The organism is Nostoc sp. DedQUE05 (assembly GCF_034530955.1).
In the GTDB taxonomy this organism is placed as follows: Bacteria; Cyanobacteriota; Cyanobacteriia; order Cyanobacteriales; family Nostocaceae; genus Nostoc.
The window spans coordinates 40,486-59,690 of the sequence record NZ_JAVRCB010000013.1 but is presented as its reverse complement, the minus strand read 5'-3'; the positions used below and the strand labels follow the sequence as shown (position 1 = coordinate 59,690).

Here is a 19,205-nt window from a genome sequence, read left to right as displayed (position 1 = left end):
AGACCGATGTATTGGCATAACAGACCGATGTATTGGCATAACAGACCGATGTATTGGCATAACAGACCGATGTATTAACATAACAGACCGATGTATTGGCATAACAGACCAATGTATTGGCATAACAGACCGATGCAATTACAAAACTGTTAGACGACACTAAAAACACGTGAGTTCGACAGACCTCTCCCTCCCAGCCTCCCTCTCCTTTTAGGAGAGGGAGGAGTAACGAAAAAAGAAAAGTTTTTTCCCCTCTCCTGGTAGGAGAGGGGCTGGGGGAGAGGTCAAAATAGCACCCGTCGAACTCACGTTAAAAACCATGAGGAGCATTAAAATTTCTAACGCTCTAAAGCTGAAGTGTCACTAGTGGGAATACAATCAGAAAATGATGCAGTTTTGTTAGTAAAGACTGCACTAGAAAATAGGGGAGGTTAAAGCAATGGATGAGCGCGATCGCTACTTACGAATCGCTCTGGTTCTTGTTGGCATAGCTTTTCTACTTATATATCCGCTAACTCAAGTCTGGGCATCAGGCTGGTTATGGCAACCAGGTCAGCACGAATACGAACAGATGATCGTTGGTGTTTATGCGACGCTTGGTGTATTTTTGCTGTTGGCTTCAAGGCAACCAGAAGCTCACCTCAGTTTAATCTGGTTCACCGTCATATCAAGTGCAATCCACGGGCTGATCATGGCGGTACATGCAGTAATTGACCCTGTTGAACAGGGACATCTGTTTGGTGATGTTCCAGCATTGTTCTTGGTAGCGATCGTCCTTGGCTTTTTAGCGCCCCGCAAAGTGGTGTCAAGTACATGAACGGGCATAGAATGTCTGGGTATTTCCCATCATTAAAGAGATACAGCACATTTTAGATAAATATAAAACCCAAAACCTTGTAGAGACGTAGCACTGCTACGTCTCTACGTGTATTCGATGTTTGTGACGGGGTTGATGTGGTCGTCTCTGCGATCGGCAACAATGATGTGACGGTTCCAGGGCAGAAAAACTTGATTGATGCTGCCAAACAGCAGGGCGTGAAGCGGTTCATTCCTTCCGATTACTCCGTGGACTAGGGGGCAAGGGGAAAGAGGGTTTCCTGGTTTTTGCACAGATGCGGGAATTATAACTAATTAGGCGGACATAATATAACTCCTACTTTTATTGATAAAGTTTTAAATCAAGCAAGTTTAAACAAAAAGTAAGTTTTTACAATACATCGACTTGCATTAGGAATACATCAACTTGCATGGTGAATGCATCGACTTGCATTATGAATGCATTGACTTGCATTAGGAATACATCAACTTGCATGGTGAATGCATCGATTTGCATTGTGAATGCATCTTGCGGAGTATATTTAAAAGCACACCTTAGCTAGAGTCTCTGTGCCAGATAGCAGTGATAATATACGGCTCATTCCTGTTGGTGCTTGTAGGAGACAATTATGGAAATCAGTAGACGCAGCTTGTTAAAAACTGCTTCTGCTTCGGGATTAGTGGCAGCATTACAGTTTCGGAAGGATTTTTGCAACCGCTCTTTGCCCAAACAGAACTCAACCAGATGATATCCCTGCATTCAATCGAGAAATCTTGAATCTATTTGCACAATTTGCACCAACGGCATCTGCTTCACATTAATCGGCTTTGTTTGTAGCTTACTCAACTGTGCGATCGCGTTTAATTTTTCATTCAACGTTTCAAAATATAGCTTTATCTAAGGAGAACCCTAATTATGTCTAACTTCAAAATATTTTCTACTGGTATAGTAGCGATCGCTTTATCTCTGGCGACTGGTTGCACACCGACTACTCCGCACGACCAGACTACATCTGAAGTTCCAGCTGCTGTACCTGTACAAGGAACTGAGAGTCCATCCCCAACTGTATCGCCAACTACCTCACCAACTCCATCAGGGCAAAATAACCTCAGTTCGGCAGACAGACAGTTCATCACTCAAGCCGCTCAAGATGGTTTAGCAGAAGTTCAACTAGGACAACTGGCATTACAACGTGGAGCTAGCAATGTGGTAAAACAGTTTGGACAGCATATGGTTGAAGATCATACGCAAGCAAACAATCAACTTAAACAGCTGGCGGCTCAAAAAGGTGTGACGCTGCCAACTACTATTGGCGCCAAAAATCAGCAAGTAAAGCAACGTTTATCCAAACTTTCTGGTGCTAACTTCGATCGTCAATATCTGAACCAGATGCTTCAAGCTCATCAAAAGGATGTCGCTGCATTCCAAACTGAAGCTGAACAAGGACAAGATGCAGACGTGAAAGCATTTGCGGCTCAAACGCTACCAACCCTCCAACAACATTTGCAAGAGGTTAGTTCTCTTGTTAATCCTGGAAGTTCAACTAGCACCCCAACTCCAACTAGCACCTCAACTCCAACTAGCACCTCAACTCCAACTAGCACCCCAACTCCAACCACTACCCCGTAAGGCAATAAAGTTCAGTTAAGCATTTCTTCTTTCCCTTTGTATCTGCTGCGCGTACTCTTGCAAGCAAGCTACGCGTAGCCTTTTGTACAGAAGGTGGTAGGGGTACAGCAATGATTAAATTTCTTGGCATTGTAGGGAAAAGGGTAAGGGGTAAAGGTATAGGAATTTTCCCAAACCCAGTAACCTTTCTAAAATAGCTGAGTAACCAAGGTTTTACCCCACCCTAACCCTCCCCTTATAAAGGGGAGGGAACAAGAAATCTTGTTTCCCCCCAATATATCGGGTGGATTAAGGGGGGTAATTTGACTTGTGTATTACAAGCCGATGCTTTGGGGTGGGGTAAAGCGTATGTGGGACAAACGTTTGAGCTTAAGTTGACAACAATGAGCAATCATGTGTCCCTACGACAGATGTGGTTCAAATACATGATTTCTGCTGGAAGCCGAAAATTTCATCATTAAAGAGAATTTTAAGGAACCACGATGTCTAAATTGTTTAAAGGAAAAATTTCTCGTCGTCAAATTCTAACTACAGCTGGGTTAGGAGCCGTTTCAGCCGCCGCAATTGGTAGTATGGGCGAAGAGGTTACTGCCCAACAACCAACGGGACAAGCCACTCCTCGCGGAGGCCCGTTGCCGCCTCAGATTGAGTTTGCGCCCATCTCAGAAAAAACTGAGGTTGATACGGGTGGGCCACCAACTGCATTACCTCCAGAGCGACGTTTGGGATTTGCGATCGTTGGACTTGGCAGACTGACATTAGAAGAAATCATGCCTGCCTTTGCAGAATGTAAACTAGCAAAGCCAACTGCATTAGTTAGTGGTGATGCTGCCAAAGCAAATCTTGTTGCCCAGCAGTATGGCATTAAACCGCAGAACGTTTACAACTATCAGAATTACGACAATCTCCGCAACAATCCAGACGTTGATGTAATTTATATTGTACTGCCTAACAGTATGCACCGGGAATATACGGTGCGTGGTGCGAAAGCTGGAAAGCATATTCTGTGTGAAAAGCCAATGGCAACCACAGTCGAAGATGCTCAACAAATGATCGACGCGTGCAAACAAGCCGATCGCAAGCTGATGATTGCTTATCGCTGCCAATATGAGCCACACCATCGCGCCATGATTGCGATGATCCGTAGCAAAGAATTGGGAACTGTGAAGGTGATTCAGGCAGATAACGGACAAAATCAGGGAGGTGACTTAAATCAGTGGCGATTGAAACGCGCCTTAGCTGGAGGTGGCTCTTTACCGGATGTAGGAATTTATTGCTTGAATGCAACTCGCTATTTAACGGGAGAGGAACCGATCGCAATTAGCGCCCAAATCTTTAGTACTCCCGGCGATCCGCGCTTCAAAGAAGTAGAAGAAAATGTCACCTTCCAGCTGCGGTTTCCCAGTGGAATACTAGGGATTTGCTCCACTAGCTACGGCTTTCATGAAGGGCGGCGGTTTCGCGTTTTCGGCTCTGATGCTTGGGGACAACTCGATCCGGCGTTCTCCTACAATGGTTTGCGAATGATGACTTCGCGCAAATCCCCAACCAACAGCATGGCAGAAAATATTAGCGAAGTGCGGATAGGTGAGAAGAATCAGTTCGCTTTAGAAATCGATCACATGGCGGATTGTGTGATTCAAAATAAACAACCTCATACACCTGGTGAAGAAGGTTTGCAAGACCAAAAACTTATAGCGTTGATTTACGAAGCGGCACGAACAGGCAAGACGATTACCTTACCTCGTGTGTCAGGATTAGATACCACTCGTGGCCCCGCTCCTAGAATGCTGAAGTAAATACGTGCATACCGCAGTTATGACAACCTCTGCTTGGAGTCCGCTCCGTAAATCTTTGTTTCGCGATCGCTGGATTGCCTCGATTGTCTCCAACATTGGCGGTTGGATGGAGGACACAGCGGGAGCTTGGTTAATGACTTCTCTCACCACTTCTCCCCTGTTGGTGGCACTGATGCAAACAGCAGCAACTTTGCCAGTGCTGCTGTTAGGACTACCAGCCGGAGCAACAGCAGATATTTTCGATCGCCGTCGGTTACTACTGTTTTGGCAAGTCTGGATGCTGGTTGCTGCACTGATCTTGAGTGGATTGATTTTTGCAGGTACGATTACACCGTGGTCGCTACTGGCGCTGACGTTTTTGCTCAACTTGGGAGCGGCAATGAATGGCCCAGCTTGGCAAGCAATTGTACCAGAATTAGTACCGCGATCGGAACTCATGGCTGCCATTGCTTTAAATAGTGCTGGGTTTAACATTGCCAGAGCAGTTGGGCCAGCGATCGCAGGCTTGATTTTGGTGGCGGCAAATGCGGGAGTCGTCTTTTTGATTGATGGCCTTTCTTTTATCGGGGTGATTTACATCCTCTATCGTTGGCAGCGCCAACCGCTTTATGAAAGCGCCCTGCCCGCAGAGCGAGTATTAGGTTCTATGCGGGCTGGTATTCGCTATGTCCGTTTTTCTCCCACCCTGCAAGCCGTGTTAATTCGAGCCGCTGTTTTAACTAGTTGCACGAGTGCTTTGTTAGCCTTGCTGCCTTTGGTAGCACAACAAGATTTGCGACAAGGAGCAGGTGGGTATGGTTTACTACTCGGTTGCTTTGGATTGGGAGCGATTTTCGGTGCAATTTTGATGCCACGAGTGCGCCAACGTCTCACAGCCGATGGAGTTGTGATTGCTGGAACTCTGGTGTTTGCGGTTGCGACATTAATTCTGGCGTTTATTCACAACGTACCTTTGGTGTTGCTGGCTTTGCTGGCGGCGGGAATTGCCTGGACAAGTATGACATCCAGCTTAAATATTACAGTGCAGCTTGCGGTTCCCGCTTGGGTGCAGGCGCGGGCGCTAGGAACTTATCAGATGGTATTTCAAGGAGGTTCAGCAATTGGTAGTATTGTTTGGGGTGCAGCGGCAGAGCATTGGGGTATGCGGATTGCCTTATTCATTGCTGCGATCGGCTTAGTAGGGGGAACCTTTACAGCGCGGCGTTACCGCTTGATATCAGGAAAACTGGATTTAGGCCCAGCATTACGGCGGGCAGAACCGCTGGTAGTAATTGAATTGCAACCAGAACAAGGACCAGTTTTAGTTACACTTGAATATTGTATTGACCCAGTTCAAGCAAAGGAATTCATTACAGCAATTCATGCCCTGCGCGTGGTGCGGCTACGAGATGGTGCGGTTCGTTGGGGCATCTTTCACGATACATCTGTGCCACATCGCTACTTAGAGACGTTTATCGTCGAGTCTTGGGTAGATCATTTACGTCAATATGAGCGGTTTACGGTGGCAGATCGAGAGATTCGTGAAAGGGTTTTTGCCTTTCATCAAGGCGATGAACCCCCAGTTATTTCTCACATGATTTATGCTCGCTAATCCCAAGAAGCACGAGCTTAGAAAAGACTGAAAATAGGATATTCTTAAACAAGTTGAATGTCCAGATTGGCTTGAAAACCAATAGGTTTATTTTCAACAATGGCAAATCTAGATTCTTGGAAGAACAAAGAACCAGTTAGGGCATCATAACTGAAATCATTGATTGAAATAGCACCAAACCCGGTTTGAGAAACCTGGATTTTGTCACCTTCAACAGCCTTGAAGTCTTTAATAATGTCAACACCATCTAATACGTTGTTAAAAACAAATTTATCTGCACCTACTCCACCAGTGAGAATATCGTTACCATTTCCACCAGTGAGTATGTCATTGCCATTTTTGGCAGAAAGTGTATCGTCACCACCATTACCAAATAAGAGATTATTTTGCCCATCTCCAACAATGGTGTCACTTTGATTTGTACCTTTGATATTATCAAAGTTTATAAATGTAAATTTAGCTGTGTTTCCGCCAGGAAGATTATTCACTACGAAACTTTGAGTTTCCAGGTTGGCGTTGACTGATAGATCGGATAAAAATGAAAAGGGTATTGAAGGAGCCATTGAGGCGTCTATAGTGTTATTTACAGCACTAGCATCACCAATAAGATTTTCAAAATTACCAAGTAAATCTGTACCTAGTCCACCACCTTTTTTAAGAGTTCCATCAATGAATATGGTAGAGCTTTGACCCAATTTGCTGTAATCAGCTGTATCAATACCATCTCCACCATTTAAGGTATCGTTGCCTGCGCTGCCTCTAATAATGTCATTGCCGCCACTGCCAGATAATTCATTATCCCTAACATCACCAGTAATTACGTCATTTTGATTTGTACCAATTACATTTACAAAATTCTTCACATTGACTGCTATTGATGGCGAACCTACAACTCTGATCTCTAATCTTTCTTTAGATAAGTCAGCTATTATTGATACATTTGTGCTGTCAGAAGTCGCATTAATAATGTTAGTCTGTCCTGTAGCACCGATCGCAGTTTCAAAGAAATCTTTAAACGTGTCATTTCCAACTGCACCTTTTTGGATAACCACTGGCTGGACTATTACCGGTTGTTCTAAGCCACTGTAATCAATGATATCGTTACCTTTTCCACCAGTAATGGTATCGTTACCTGCACTGGCGATAAATGTGTCATTTCCATCAGTTCCAACTAAAATGTCGTCTCCATCAGTGCCTATAATTAGTGCCATAATCTTGCTTTACTTGTTTGTGGTTAACTGCTGTATGTTAACGTGTTATGAACCACAAGATACTAAAAAAAGATGAAACTGAGTTAACTTGCCCAAGCAACGGCGTCTCAGTGTTCATCTCAATGGTGATTGCATTCCTTGTCTAAAACAACACATAGTTTGTTATCGATCGCACAACATAAAATTCTCTAATCTTGCGGGTGGTTGAGAGTATTTACTGTAAGTTACAGAAAATCAGTATTCCGTGCTAATTCTAAGCGATAGATAAATGCTCAAGTTGACAACTATCTTGTGGGGCATGATTTCAGGGGTATTTTCGCTTATCTTGAGTAGTACGATACTGCGATGCTTGCGGCGGTTAACAACGCACCTCAGTCTAATGCATATACTGCATCGTTAATGGGCGGCAAAGAGACTTGTGTTTGACACTAGCAGCGATGCACAATCGCACAGGATGGGCACAGTCATCACATTGTTTTCATTGGGACTGCTTGCTCAAGCTGACAAACTGCTAGAAACAGAAAAATAAACAATCAAATGAACGAATTACAAGCAATTTTAGAAGGCTTCGAGTTAAGTCAAAAAAATGGTGAAATTACTTTTCTTGCTACTGTAGTCAAAACTCAAGGTTCAACCTATCGCCGACCGGGTGCCAAAATGTTGATGACAGATACAGGTCGGACGATCGGAACAATCAGCGCTGGTTGCTTAGAAAATGATGTATTTGAGCATACTCAACAACGAATGTCGGACGGCGAACCAATTGTTGTTACTTACGATAACACCGCCTCGGAAGATATTCTTTGGGGCTTTGGTTTGGGGTGCAATGGAACAGTGCAAGTTCTGATCGAACGTCTGGAAAAAGAAAGTTCACCAAATGCGATCGCTTTTATGCAGGAGTGCTTCGAGCGAAAACATTTGGGTATTATTGCTACAGTCTTTGCTTTTGAAGGCGAGGTAGATGTGAAACTTGGGTCGCGTTTACTGCTGTATCCTGATGGTAAAATTATCGCTGACATCAAAGATCCAAATTTAATTCAATCTCTGCAAGTAGATACTCAAGCAGCTTTTATTAATCAAAAGTCTAGTGTAAAAAACTATCAGTTACCTTTAGGCAGTGCAGAAGTTTTTATTGAAGTCATCCAACCACCCACGCCTTTAGTAATATTTGGTGCTGGTTATGATGCTGTACCCGTAGCACAGTTTGCTCAAGCATTAGGTTGGGACGTTACTGTAGTCGATTGTCGGGCTAATGAGGCAACTAAAGCGCGATTTCCGACAGCTTGTGACGTGATTCTGACTCAGCGAGAAATTGTCCAAAAACAAATATTTATAGATGTCAAGACAGTTGCCGTAGTGATGACGCATAATTATCTTGATGACCTGGAAATTTTGAAAACATTGCTGCCATCTCCCGCACGCTACATAGGGGTTTTAGGCCCAAAAGCACGTACTGAAAGATTGCTTGAAGATTTACGTTCGCAAGAAATAGTTTATACTACGGAACAATTAACTAGATTGCATGGCCCGATTGGGATTGATATCGGAGCAGATACACCTGAAGGAATAGCGATCGCGATTATTGCAGAAATTCAAGCAGTGCTAACAAACCGCAATGGTAGTTTTTTAAAAAATCGCAATCAACCGATTCACCAATGTTATGAAAGCAACTCAAACTTGCTACTTACCTCATAGTTTTTATGACTGCTATAGACAACGAGAAATCAACCATAGCCGTTATGATTCTTGCTGCTGGTGCATCTACTAGGATGGGTACACCGAAACAACTATTGCTTTACCAAGGGCGTAGTTTTTTACAATATATTACAGAAATAGCGATCGCTTCAGTTTGTCAACCTGTGGTAGTAGTACTTGGAGCCAACGCAGAACAGATTCATCCCCAAATTAAACAACTTCCCGTTAAAGTAGTTAAAAACTTAGATTGGGCTTGTGGAATGAGTACCTCAATCAAGAGTGGTATTGAATTGTTAAATAATCTTCCGCAAAAAATAGAAGCAGTAGTTATTACACTTTGCGACCAGCCATTTGTTTCTCCCCAAATTCTCAATCAACTTGTTGATGCATATTATTCGACAAAAAAACCGATTATTGCTTGTGAATATGGAGATACATTAGGTGTACCTGCTCTATTCAGTCAGACATTTTTTTCAGAACTTGCCGCTTTAAAGGAAACTTCAGGAGCGAAAAAAGTTATTAATCATAACCTTAATGAAGTGTTTTCTATTCCGTTTCCATTAGGGGATATAGATATTGATACACCAAAGGATTACGAACAATTGCTATCAATTACTAAAGGAATTTTTGAAGCATCTTGAACAAGAACGCTAAAAGCGAACAAGTAGAAAAGACCGCGCTAGCTCCACAATGCAGTGCCTCCCCGACCTATACAGATAGAAAAATAGAAAAAGTTGGGTTAGTATTTTAAGGCTAGAATTTTTTTCCTAGCCTTTTGTCTTTAAAGCATTTTAGGAATGAGGATATAGGACTCCTATTTTATTTTTAAACAAGACTCAGTACGGATCTATGCCTTCTTTCCTGTTCCCTATTCTCTATTCCCTGTTCCCTGCCCACGCGCAAGTAAATTCTCCGAATCAAACCGGATTCCTATATTAGGAAACAATTTTATTTAAGAGCTGCTAAAGTTCTGCGTCCAATTATTCCGTCTGCTCTTAATCCCTTAGACTTCTGAAATTTGATCGCAGCGGCACGAGTCTTGTTATCAAACACACCATTCACACTTCCTGTATAGAATCCTTGCTGTTTTAAAGAATTCTGAACAGTTTTCACTGTCTCTCCTTTGCTGCCTACTGTTAGTACAGTACCAGTACTACGCTTTGCCAGATGATTAGACTTGTGCTTGGCACTAAGCTTTGGTACAGCATTAGGCTTTTTCATGGTGTTGCCTTGCTGAGTACTTTGGGCAATGTGGGTAGCAGTAGCCGAATTTTGGTTTTTATTATTAGTTAAAGAGTAAGCAGGTACAGCAGTAGCTAGAGTCAAAGCAGGGAGCAAAGCAAGTACTTTCCAATTCATTTTCTTGTTCCTTACAACTGTATGAGATTTTGCAATTTCTATCTGAAGAGTCATCTTCATAAGCTACTGTGCCTTAAGTGATTCTCCTCTGTAGATTCTGGTGTGTGGATTTAGTCTGAGACTATTTCCAAAGCCAGAGCTATAGCATCACACGTCGTATTGACAAAGCTATTGCGAAATTGTGACAAAACCATGACTAAATGTATTAAAATTTATGTCGCACGAAATTGCGCTAGTACCGCAAGGCGGAATTAAAAATTAAAAATTAAAAATTAATACAGCGTAAGCATTTCATTGGTTTTGAATGGAATGGCACGCTTGTTAAGATACAGCCCTTGCCCCAACTGGTTCCCAACCTGGAGGCTGGGAACGAGGATACAATAAGTGTTTGGGCTTTACAAGCGTGCCATTCGGTTTTGAATGCGTGGTTTATTTACGCCGTACTGTACTAATCTCTTTTATCTTCCGAACCCAACATTTTCAATAATTTTCTGGCAGCTAAAACACCCATAACTCCTGCGCCAACCACTTCCACTGCTTGGACAACTTTTTTGCCTACATCATGAGGATCGAGATGGTGATGAAAAATCTCTTCATCCACCCATTCAGTTGTTGCTTTAAAGTCATGAATTGGTGTTGGTAATAGCGTTAAATAAGTTCCTTGACGAATTAAATGCCCGGATTCTCCTGCAACTTCAAAAATATTGAATAAGTTAGCGGCAGCATCATTTAACCCTAATTTTAAGAGAGTTCCGCGTATATTTACCTTTACTGATTTGAGGGCTTCGCCTAAAGCTAATGCTTTTAAATTTTGGGCAATATTGGCTCCTTGCTGATAAGCAACTTGGGCTGTTGGCGGTAGTGAATTATCTTGGACTGCTACACAATCCCCACCTGCAAATACTTCTGGAAAGTCGAGTAGTTGCATTGTAGAATTCACTAGGAGGCGGTTGTGGCGATCGCGATGTTCTTGAGAAATTGGTAAATCTTTAATTAGTGGGTGAATAGAAGTGCCAGCTGTCCAGATTGCGGTGTATGTTGGCAATGTTTCAATTTGCTCATTGCGTTTATATTCAATGGCATTGGCATGAATAGTAGTGGCTTCTGCTCCCGTAAGTATTTCAATTGGGATCGTGCGTTTTTGTAATTCTTTCTCAGCAATTGGGCGCAGAGGATTGTTAATATCACCATTGAGAATTTCTTGTCCGTGATTGAGCAATACCACCCGGATTTCACTAGAATTTCCTCCCATAGCGTTATACCAATGTGGCAGTAAATCAGCTAAAGTAGCTGCCATTTCTACACCACTTGCACCACCACCAACTATAACTACTGTTAGCAGTTGACGACGTTGTTCTGGATCTTCAGTTTTGATTGCTTTTTGCAAACAATCACCTAAATGCCGATCGAGAGCGATCGCATCTGCTTCTGTCCAAAAAGGAAAAGCGTATTCTTTAGCACCTTCAAGATGATGATAACTAGTAACACTACCCAAAGCTAAGACTAAGTTACTGTAGTTGTATGAGTTTCCCGAAGCTAATTTGACTTGTTGTTGGTGCAAGTCGATCGATTCCACTGCATCTTGAACAAAAATTACACCACTACCTTTAAGCAATTCTGTAAAACGCGGTACTACTTGAAAAGCATCCATCTCGCCACTGAAATATTCGTAGAGTAATGGCTTAAAGCAAAAGCTTTCATTTCGATCGATCAAAATTACAGAGCGAGGATAATGTTCGTGAGCCAGGTGTAAGGCTGTAAATAAGCCAGTGAAGCCACCACCAAGAATCACAGTTTGATAAACTGGGTTACTCATAAAATATCTCTTTTACCAAATTCATAACTCACTTTTATATAATTACTCCTTTTGTTAAGATAAAACTTAAAAAAGTCTAAACTTTTACCAATAGAAAAAGCGATCGACTATGGCGACCACTTTCTCTATAGATAAAAAAATTATTTCTTATTTAGCTATATTCCATCTACGTTTCAGCTACCGACAGAAGCATTTCCAGACAAAATTGGTATGTTATCTAATACACGTGACAGGGGTTCATCTCCTTTCGGTTCTTGTCTGTTGAGGGTGAAACCTCCTTGAATCAATCCCTGCTGAGGAGATGAGTCGCCGACATTAACTTGATTTGCGTATATCTGAAGAGATCCATTACCGTTCACAGTGTTTATACCATTATCATTACCAATTCCTCCTACTACTAGCATTGATTCTGCATTACTCAATTCTTCAAAAAAGCTAGTTTCCAAGTCGGCAATTTTGTTGTTTGTCATAACTTCCTTTGTTCATTAATTGAAATTACATTGATTATATTTTGGTACTTTTCATATTGCCAGACGAGAGTTGGTGATTCAACTCTGATGCTTCTGCTAATAGGAAACTTGTGTTCAATCACACACCCTATTTTTCATTATTTAGTCTAACCTCCAGATAATTAGCTTATCTCTTCTTCTAACTAGGTTTAGGCTCCCTTAAACTAAAGTTTCTAACGATTTCAACAACGCTTTCCCCACTTCTGTTTGTGGATTCAATTTTTCTAATTGTGCTTCCAAATCCACTAAATGCCCTTCCAATTGCTTTATTCCCTCTGCCAACGCCGTTTTTGCTCCTCCTACTATAGCCATTAGCTCATCATCAGAAAGTTCCTTCAAATCATCGATTTCATTGATTTGGAATTTGTCTACTTGCATTTGCTTTGCTTGCTCCAGTTGAGGACGTTTCTAGACTTTTTTGTTGTTAGTCATAATTCTCCTAAGTGTCTTTGATAGCAGACATCAAAAACTCTCAGATAAATTCAATACATAATGCTTGCGATCGCTATTTAATCGTAATATTCAATAGAGTGCAAATCGTTAATCATTTACACAAGTATTTCCGAAAGCTGGGTTAAGTAGACCAATTACATTGACACTATTAACACAAACGTTAACGGGTACATGAACGGGTACTTGAGCAAGGTTCCCCGAAAGAACTCCAGGACTACCAACAGCAGCACCTTCTGCACTTGAATCTCCGCCAAATACACTCAATAAATCAGCGTCATCTAGTTCTTCAAACAATTCTAGTTCTTCTTGATGGAGTGTAGGTACTTCTTTTGTTGCTTGTTTCTTGGTTGAAAAGATTTTTAACATTTTATTTTACTCTTTTTGGTTGTTTTCAATCTCTGTGCTTAAGTGTGCTATGGCTCTCTTGCATGAATTATCAAATAAGAGATAATTCCTCTTGGATCGGGTATAAACGCAAGACACGGGGAAGTAGTAAAGATGGTTGTCACAAGTTCTTTGTTAATTAAGGAAGCTTTATTATCTGCCAATATTTTGATTTGACTATGTATTACGCACTAATTTAAAGCTTATCAACAGGATAATCAAGGTTTCCTACAAAACATCCTACTTTTCCTACTTTTCCTACTTGACAAAATAAGTACTGTTGTAGCTGAATATATAATTGCTATAAAGCTTACCCATCTTCGTTTTAGCCTTAGCGTACCATTTAAACGAATGGCACTAATAAAAGCCCAAAGGCTTGTGGTTTAAACAGTTTGCAATTGCTTTTGTAATTCATGCCGAGATTTCGTTATTAAGGGGTAAGCTTTGGGGCGACGTTTCTTTAGTCGTGCTTCGCTGCGAATTTATAGGACTTACGCAAAACTACACGCGGTAGGGGCAATTCATGAATTGCCCCTACCTAAAAATAAGGGTTTCAGCTATTGTTTGCGTAAGTCCTGATTTCTTTTCACCCAATATCTCTATTAGTTATTTGTATTTACAAATGACAAATTTGCTATACGAATAAAAATAACGCAATTAAAAAGACGCTGAGGAATAAAGCGAAAGCAATAGCGTATTCGACTCTGCGACTAAAAAATCCCACCGCAGCAATTAGAGCGATCGCTAGCCCAATAATGCCAATATATTGCTCTTTTTGTAAACCTTGTGCAATCAGTGGATCTTTACCTGGTGCGGGAGTTTCTTGAACTGCTTTTGGTGCGAGTTCTGATGCTGGTAGTTCTTGGATGAATAAATTCATAAAATTACTCCTGAAATACTTGCTAAACTGAAAATTTTTATGCCCGCCAAAGGTAGAGAAGCGAGAAAAGGAAGACCCAAACTACATCAACAAAGTGCCAAAATAGAGTTGTCGCACTTGTACCGAAGTGAGTTTTATTATAATTGCCTGGAATGAATGAGCGAATCAGCATAATTATCTGAAGCACAACACCAGCCAGAACGTGTAAACCGTGGAAACCTGTCAGTAAATAGAATGTGGAACCAACTAATCCCGTAGTGAGCTTGAAATCGAGATTTTTCCACTCAATTAATAGACCAATTAAAAAGTAGATTCCCATTGCGATCGTTATTAGCCAGAGCCAGCGAAATTTACCCAATTGATTACGCTTGAGGGCATTTTCTGCTGGTTGAATCATAAAGCTACTAGAAAGTAAAACGACTGTATTAATAATCACGAGTTTAGACAATTCTGGCCCAGAAACACCAGGTGGTAGCCAGTTATTAGTATTCAGTCGTAAAGCAACATAAGTAAAGATAAAACTCAAAAAAATGATACTTTCCGACAACAGGAATACAGTAAACCCAAACATTCCTTTGCCATGATGATCTTCATGACTTCCGCCACCACTTGGCAGAAAGCGCTGTAACCAATTCGGTAAGCGTCGCCGCCACTGATCGAAACGGATCGGACTTTCATCTATATGGATGCTGCGCTGTTGCATAATTCGTAATTCGTAATTCGTAATTCGTAATTAATAAATTCAGGTTCCATCTGATTTTTCGGACATAGCGAATTATCTTTAAAAAACCTCCGCGTCCCTTTGCGCTAACCTTTGCGTACCTTTGCGTTAAAAAAAAAGCTAAAATTTAGCGCAGCTTTATAAAGAAACGCAATTACTCACCATTATCAGAATTTTCCACGAATGAATATTTTGGATCGCCATAGTCGTAAGGAGGTCTGTTGACAACAGGAATCTCTGCAAAGTTATCTCGCGGAGGTGGTGAAGAAGTTGTCCATTCCAATCCCGTAGCGTGCCAGGGATTATTAACTGCTCTGACTCCATATAGCCAAGAACCGACAATGTTAGCAATAAAGGGCAGCGTAGATACTCCCAGTAAGAACGATCCCAGGCTAGCAATAACATTCCATCCCTGATACTGAGGATCGTAGGAGGAAATTCGGCGTAGCATTCCTTGCAAACCTAACGGATGCATCGAGAAAAAGGTGATATTGGCAGGAATAAAGGTTAACCAGAAATGCAGTTTACCCCAACCTTCGGCGTACATCCTGCCAGTTATTTTGGGAAACCAGAAGTAAATTCCGGCAAAGATTGCCATTGTAATAGTATTAAAAACGATGTAGTGGAAGTGACCGACGACAAAGTAAGTATTATTGACGTGGATATCAAATGGCGTAGCGGCAAGCATCACACCAGTGACACCGCCAAAAATAAACATCGCTGCACCTCCCATCGCAAACAGCATTGGTGTCTCTAGGTGCAACTTGCTTCTCCAGATTGTGGCAGTCCAAGCGAATGCTTTAACACCAGTGGGTATGGCAACTAACATCGAGGTGGCCATGAAGGTCATCCGCATCCAGCCAGGGGTTGCACTGGTGAACATGTGATGCACCCAAACGAAGATGCTGACTACAGCAATACCTAAAGAAGCAAGAGCAACTGACCGATAGCCAAATAAAGGATTGCGAGAAAAGGCTGGGAGAACTTCCGCAATAATACCGAAGGCTGGGAGCGCCATGATATACACTGCGGGATGAGAGTAGAACCAAAATAAATGTTGGTAAATGATCGGATCGCCACTTCCTTCCGGTTTAAAGAATTGTGTACCGAAGGAGAGGTCAAGCAACAGCAGTATCAATGCACCCGTCAAGGAAGGCAAATTAATCAGCTGCAACAACTGGGCGCTAAAAACTGACCACACAAAGACCGGCATCCGAAAAAATGTCATCCCTGGCGATCGCATCCAAAAGATAGTGGTAACAAAATTGACAGCCCCCATAATTGAAGAGATGCCGATTAATACTAGGCTAACTATCCAAATCAATTGACCGTTAATCAACTGACCGGCTGGAACTTGCAGACTAACTGGTGGATAAGACCACCAACCAGCTTGTGCAGTCCCGCTTGGTAGTAAGAAGCTAGACAGTAGTAAAAGACCGGCTGGTGGCAAAATCCAAAAAGAGATGGCGTTGAGCAAGGGAAAAGCCATATCCCGCGCTCCAATCATCAGCGGTACTAGGAAGTTAGCAAGACCTGCATTGAAGGGAATAATCCACAGGAAAATCATGATTGTCCCGTGCATGGTGAATAAACCATTGTACAGGGGGCGGTCAACTAAATTTGCTTCCGGGGTGAGCAATTCAGCTCGGATAATCATCGCCAACAGCCCGCCAAGTAGAAAGAAAATGAAGGTCATCACCATGTACTGAACACCGATTACCTTATGGTCAGTACTGAAGCTGAAATATTCCCGCCAGTTATTCTCAGGTTCTCTATTGTTGGCTATAGCTTCACTCAAATCATGTGTCATTATTTATCTTCCTTTGATTGGCTACAGCAGGTTGAGCAGGTGCGACTGTGTACCAGCCGCTTTTGAATAATGTCTTTGGCGGTTGAATATTTTCGGCAACTGCCTGATTTGGAACATTTCCACTTTCGCTAGAGACTGTTTGCGCGAGCCACTGATTATACTGATCGAGGGATTCAACGTATACATCTGCTTCCATCAAGGCAAAATAAGTACCACTGAATTGAGAATCTTTCAGCCGATATTTACCTGGGCGAATGGGTGTTAGCACAATGTCAATGTTCCGCCCTGGAACAATATCTTGTTTTAAGCGAAACTCAGGAACGTAGAAACCGTGGATTACTTTCTCTGCTTGCATATTTAAGCGAGTGCTGCGATCGCTCGGCAAGTGCAATTCCTTACTGATAAGATTATTTGGATAGTGGAAAGACCAATCCCATTGCCTAACGAAAACATCAATTGTTTCAGACGCAGGTTTGGGGACATCGCTAACTTTTGCAGCATAGGCGGGTGCAGATTCTAGGGGCGTATGCAAATGCACAATTTGGTTTAACCCCAGAATATTTAATTGCTGATAAATATTGAAGCTTTGGAAGGCAATCCATATTACTAATAAAGTTGGGGTCGCTGTCCACAATATTTCTAACTTCCCATTACCTCTAGAAGGGTGTCCTTCGCTGTAGTCTTCTGGGCGGGCGCGATGAAAGGCGATCGCATACACGATAACACCAACTAGCCCCAGCAAAATAAATGCTCCAATTGAGACTAAAAAGCTAAATAAATCATCTACCCGTTGTGCTTCTGCTGTCGCCTGGGGAGGCATCCAAGAAAATGCCTGTTGTCCAATCCACCGACTGACAATCAGCAGTCCTGCGACATAAAACGCTATTAGTACATATTCCCAGGAACTAAACATAATAATTTCATCTAAGAGTACTTCCCGCTTGATTATTTGGGTAGTAAGTTTGGGCTTCTACCTTCTTGGAGTAACCTCGCAGCAGTAACGTGTATTCCAAACTCTTCTCCCAATTGCGCCCCCAAAGTTCCGTGAACAAACAAGATGCCCAATATTGCAATACCTGCTAATAAGTAACTCCACTGCACCTGCCTAGAAGCATCCTTGCGCCAGCGATAGCGTTGTAAACCTCTCCATACAGTCATGGCAACAACGATCCCCAACAATGAAATGCCACCCAAACCATGCAAAAGCATCGTCCAACCAGCAGTTAACCCCCAAACGCTCTTTTGATCGACTGGTGGATTTGCTAGCAATAGCTCGAAAAAACCAGCTGCAACAGTGAAAAAAGTGATAAAAGCTGCTCCAATGAGGTTATACCAGCCGACATCAAAAAAACCAGAACGGAGGGTAGGCAAACCCAAAAATTTGAATATTGGTTTTTCTAAAGCAAAAAGCGCTCCCGCAATATCAAAAATAATCGCAAGAATGAATAAACCCAATGTTAGATGCACAAATTGCGGATGTATGGGAATCTCATAAGGTAATCCGTTAGCATTCAGCCTCAATCTCAACTGGTCAATCAATTGCCAGTTCATGGCACAACTCCCTGCTTCATCCCTTGCACGACTGGCTCGATATGTAACCCATACACCCAAACTAGCTTGCTTCCTAGATAGACTTGCAAGCACACTAGGCAGACTAAAAACGTTGCTACACCAAGGTAAGCTGGCGGTACTTTCCGTGGAGTACGTTTGCGAATCACGAAACGCCAAGCTGTAATGCCAACAACAATAGCCGCCAGCGACCAACCCATCACCGTATGAAAATTCAGTGTTGGTTGCACTGCTGGGTAGATGTTCGCCAGACCTGCTTCAAACTGACCAAGAATCACCGCTATAAAGATAGCTGCTGAGGCCACAAACATATTCCAGAAACTCACCTCAAACAACCGCACGTTACGGGTAAAATAACCCAGCAGATCGCACACGAAAGAAAAAAGCACCATCGCAATTACGAAGTGAACAACGATCGGATGTAGAGGGTCAGGGTATGGTAAATTTTGGTTATTCAGAGACAGAGCAGGCATCGCTTTCTCCTTCATAGGTCAAATATATATATATGCGTTGCATGGAATTGCCATCCGCTTAACGTACCATTCATATTTTCCAGAATACTGTGCTAACGTCACAGATCGACCAATTAAAAAACATTGAGAATTTCCGATACACTGCAATAATTTTTCAAGTAGCTTTTGAAATAAAAATACATAATTACTCTTTTTCAGTAATTATTTTCTCCAAAGGTAAAAACTCACTAAAACAACTACATTTCTGATTGATATCATATCTTGATTAGTATTTCCAAAAAACAAAAATTTTCTTTTTGATTAGATGGGATTGCTAATAGCCAATCTAATCAGACCCTTGAGAGGCGCGTAAAGAAAAATATTTAATGTCTTATATAGTTCTCTGATTAACTAAAAAATTTACTTTAATCAATAATCAAACTTGCTTTGAATATACCATAAATCTTTATTGAGATTGATATAAGCTTGAAAATCACATTTTTACAAATC

At 41.9% G+C, this 19,205-nt stretch carries 20 protein-coding genes; 8 read left to right on the top strand and 12 right to left on the bottom strand.

Translation table 11 applies throughout. From position 1 onward, the window contains the following. Nucleotides 1-439: 439 nt before the first annotated feature. The 6 genes from RMZ42_RS11780 to RMZ42_RS11760 all read left to right on the top strand — a co-directional run bounded on the left by RMZ42_RS11780 (nucleotide 440) and on the right by RMZ42_RS11760 (nucleotide 5,836). Complete coding sequence (locus RMZ42_RS11780; RefSeq protein WP_322671612.1) at nucleotides 440-817, top strand: DUF6632 domain-containing protein; 378 nt, start codon at nucleotides 440-442, stop codon at nucleotides 815-817. A 137-nt stretch (nucleotides 818-954) separates the two neighbouring features. After that, entirely contained in the window at nucleotides 955-1,074 is a 120-nt protein-coding gene (locus RMZ42_RS11775) for an NmrA family NAD(P)-binding protein (protein WP_322671611.1), read from the top strand. A gap of 371 nt (nucleotides 1,075-1,445) precedes the next feature. Continuing rightward, the gene (locus RMZ42_RS34690; protein ID WP_409882190.1) at nucleotides 1,446-1,565 is read left to right on the top strand and encodes a twin-arginine translocation signal domain-containing protein; all 120 of its coding nucleotides are present in this window, start codon (nucleotides 1,446-1,448) and stop codon (nucleotides 1,563-1,565) included. A 167-nt stretch (nucleotides 1,566-1,732) separates the two neighbouring features. Then, a complete protein-coding gene (locus tag RMZ42_RS11770; protein ID WP_322671610.1) occupies nucleotides 1,733-2,446 on the top strand; it encodes a DUF4142 domain-containing protein in 714 nt (237 codons plus the stop codon). A gap of 482 nt (nucleotides 2,447-2,928) precedes the next feature. Beyond that, complete coding sequence (locus RMZ42_RS11765; RefSeq protein WP_322671609.1) at nucleotides 2,929-4,245, top strand: Gfo/Idh/MocA family oxidoreductase; 1,317 nt, start codon at nucleotides 2,929-2,931, stop codon at nucleotides 4,243-4,245. Nucleotides 4,246-4,264: 19 nt separating this feature from the next. Beyond that, nucleotides 4,265-5,836: an MFS transporter gene (locus RMZ42_RS11760; protein WP_322671608.1), complete on the top strand. Its 1,572-nt coding sequence runs from the start codon at nucleotides 4,265-4,267 to the stop codon at nucleotides 5,834-5,836. A gap of 44 nt (nucleotides 5,837-5,880) precedes the next feature. Here the strand turns inward: RMZ42_RS11760 and RMZ42_RS11755 are convergent, their stop codons facing one another. Then, on the bottom strand, nucleotides 5,881-7,047 hold the full coding sequence (locus RMZ42_RS11755; RefSeq protein ID WP_322671607.1) for a calcium-binding protein: 1,167 nt from the start codon (nucleotides 7,045-7,047) through the stop codon (nucleotides 5,881-5,883). 537 nt (nucleotides 7,048-7,584) lie between these two features. On the opposite strand from RMZ42_RS11755, the gene RMZ42_RS11750 reads away from it, so the two are divergent. Both RMZ42_RS11750 and RMZ42_RS11745 read left to right on the top strand, forming a co-directional pair. Continuing rightward, nucleotides 7,585-8,742, top strand: a complete 1,158-nt coding sequence (locus RMZ42_RS11750; protein WP_322671606.1) for an XdhC family protein — start codon at nucleotides 7,585-7,587, stop codon at nucleotides 8,740-8,742. Nucleotides 8,743-8,747: 5 nt separating this feature from the next. Next, nucleotides 8,748-9,383: a nucleotidyltransferase family protein gene (locus tag RMZ42_RS11745; protein WP_322671605.1), complete on the top strand. Its 636-nt coding sequence runs from the start codon at nucleotides 8,748-8,750 to the stop codon at nucleotides 9,381-9,383. A 307-nt stretch (nucleotides 9,384-9,690) separates the two neighbouring features. Here the strand turns inward: RMZ42_RS11745 and RMZ42_RS11740 are convergent, their stop codons facing one another. From RMZ42_RS11740 to RMZ42_RS11690, 11 genes are all read right to left on the bottom strand, one after another. Further along, complete coding sequence (locus RMZ42_RS11740) at nucleotides 9,691-10,101, bottom strand: peptidoglycan-binding domain-containing protein (RefSeq protein ID WP_322671604.1); 411 nt, start codon at nucleotides 10,099-10,101, stop codon at nucleotides 9,691-9,693. Nucleotides 10,102-10,549: 448 nt separating this feature from the next. Continuing rightward, entirely contained in the window at nucleotides 10,550-11,917 is a 1,368-nt protein-coding gene (locus RMZ42_RS11735; protein WP_322671603.1) for an NAD(P)/FAD-dependent oxidoreductase, read from the bottom strand. Nucleotides 11,918-12,090: 173 nt separating this feature from the next. After that, complete coding sequence (locus RMZ42_RS11730) at nucleotides 12,091-12,387, bottom strand: hypothetical protein (protein WP_322671602.1); 297 nt, start codon at nucleotides 12,385-12,387, stop codon at nucleotides 12,091-12,093. Nucleotides 12,388-12,585: 198 nt separating this feature from the next. After that, nucleotides 12,586-12,804, bottom strand: coding sequence for a bacteriocin (locus RMZ42_RS11725; RefSeq protein ID WP_322671601.1), 219 nt, complete (start codon nucleotides 12,802-12,804; stop codon nucleotides 12,586-12,588). Nucleotides 12,805-12,966: 162 nt separating this feature from the next. Next, on the bottom strand, nucleotides 12,967-13,245 hold the full coding sequence (locus tag RMZ42_RS11720) for a chaplin (RefSeq protein ID WP_322671600.1): 279 nt from the start codon (nucleotides 13,243-13,245) through the stop codon (nucleotides 12,967-12,969). 652 nt (nucleotides 13,246-13,897) lie between these two features. After that, complete coding sequence (locus RMZ42_RS11715; RefSeq protein WP_322671599.1) at nucleotides 13,898-14,143, bottom strand: hypothetical protein; 246 nt, start codon at nucleotides 14,141-14,143, stop codon at nucleotides 13,898-13,900. 37 nt (nucleotides 14,144-14,180) lie between these two features. Continuing rightward, nucleotides 14,181-14,846, bottom strand: coding sequence for a heme-copper oxidase subunit III (locus RMZ42_RS11710; protein WP_322671598.1), 666 nt, complete (start codon nucleotides 14,844-14,846; stop codon nucleotides 14,181-14,183). A 172-nt stretch (nucleotides 14,847-15,018) separates the two neighbouring features. After that, the gene (locus RMZ42_RS11705) at nucleotides 15,019-16,674 is read right to left on the bottom strand and encodes a cytochrome c oxidase subunit I (protein WP_322671597.1); all 1,656 of its coding nucleotides are present in this window, start codon (nucleotides 16,672-16,674) and stop codon (nucleotides 15,019-15,021) included. Then, a complete protein-coding gene (locus RMZ42_RS11700; RefSeq protein WP_322671596.1) occupies nucleotides 16,664-17,587 on the bottom strand; it encodes a cytochrome c oxidase subunit II in 924 nt (307 codons plus the stop codon). Before RMZ42_RS11700 ends, RMZ42_RS11705 begins: the two co-directional genes overlap by 11 nt. A gap of 32 nt (nucleotides 17,588-17,619) precedes the next feature. After that, on the bottom strand, nucleotides 17,620-18,225 hold the full coding sequence (locus RMZ42_RS11695) for a DUF2231 domain-containing protein (protein WP_322671595.1): 606 nt from the start codon (nucleotides 18,223-18,225) through the stop codon (nucleotides 17,620-17,622). Beyond that, nucleotides 18,222-18,716, bottom strand: a complete 495-nt coding sequence (locus RMZ42_RS11690) for a DUF2231 domain-containing protein (RefSeq protein WP_322671594.1) — start codon at nucleotides 18,714-18,716, stop codon at nucleotides 18,222-18,224. The genes RMZ42_RS11695 and RMZ42_RS11690 overlap by 4 nt, the downstream gene beginning before the upstream one ends. Nucleotides 18,717-19,205 lie beyond the last annotated feature (489 nt).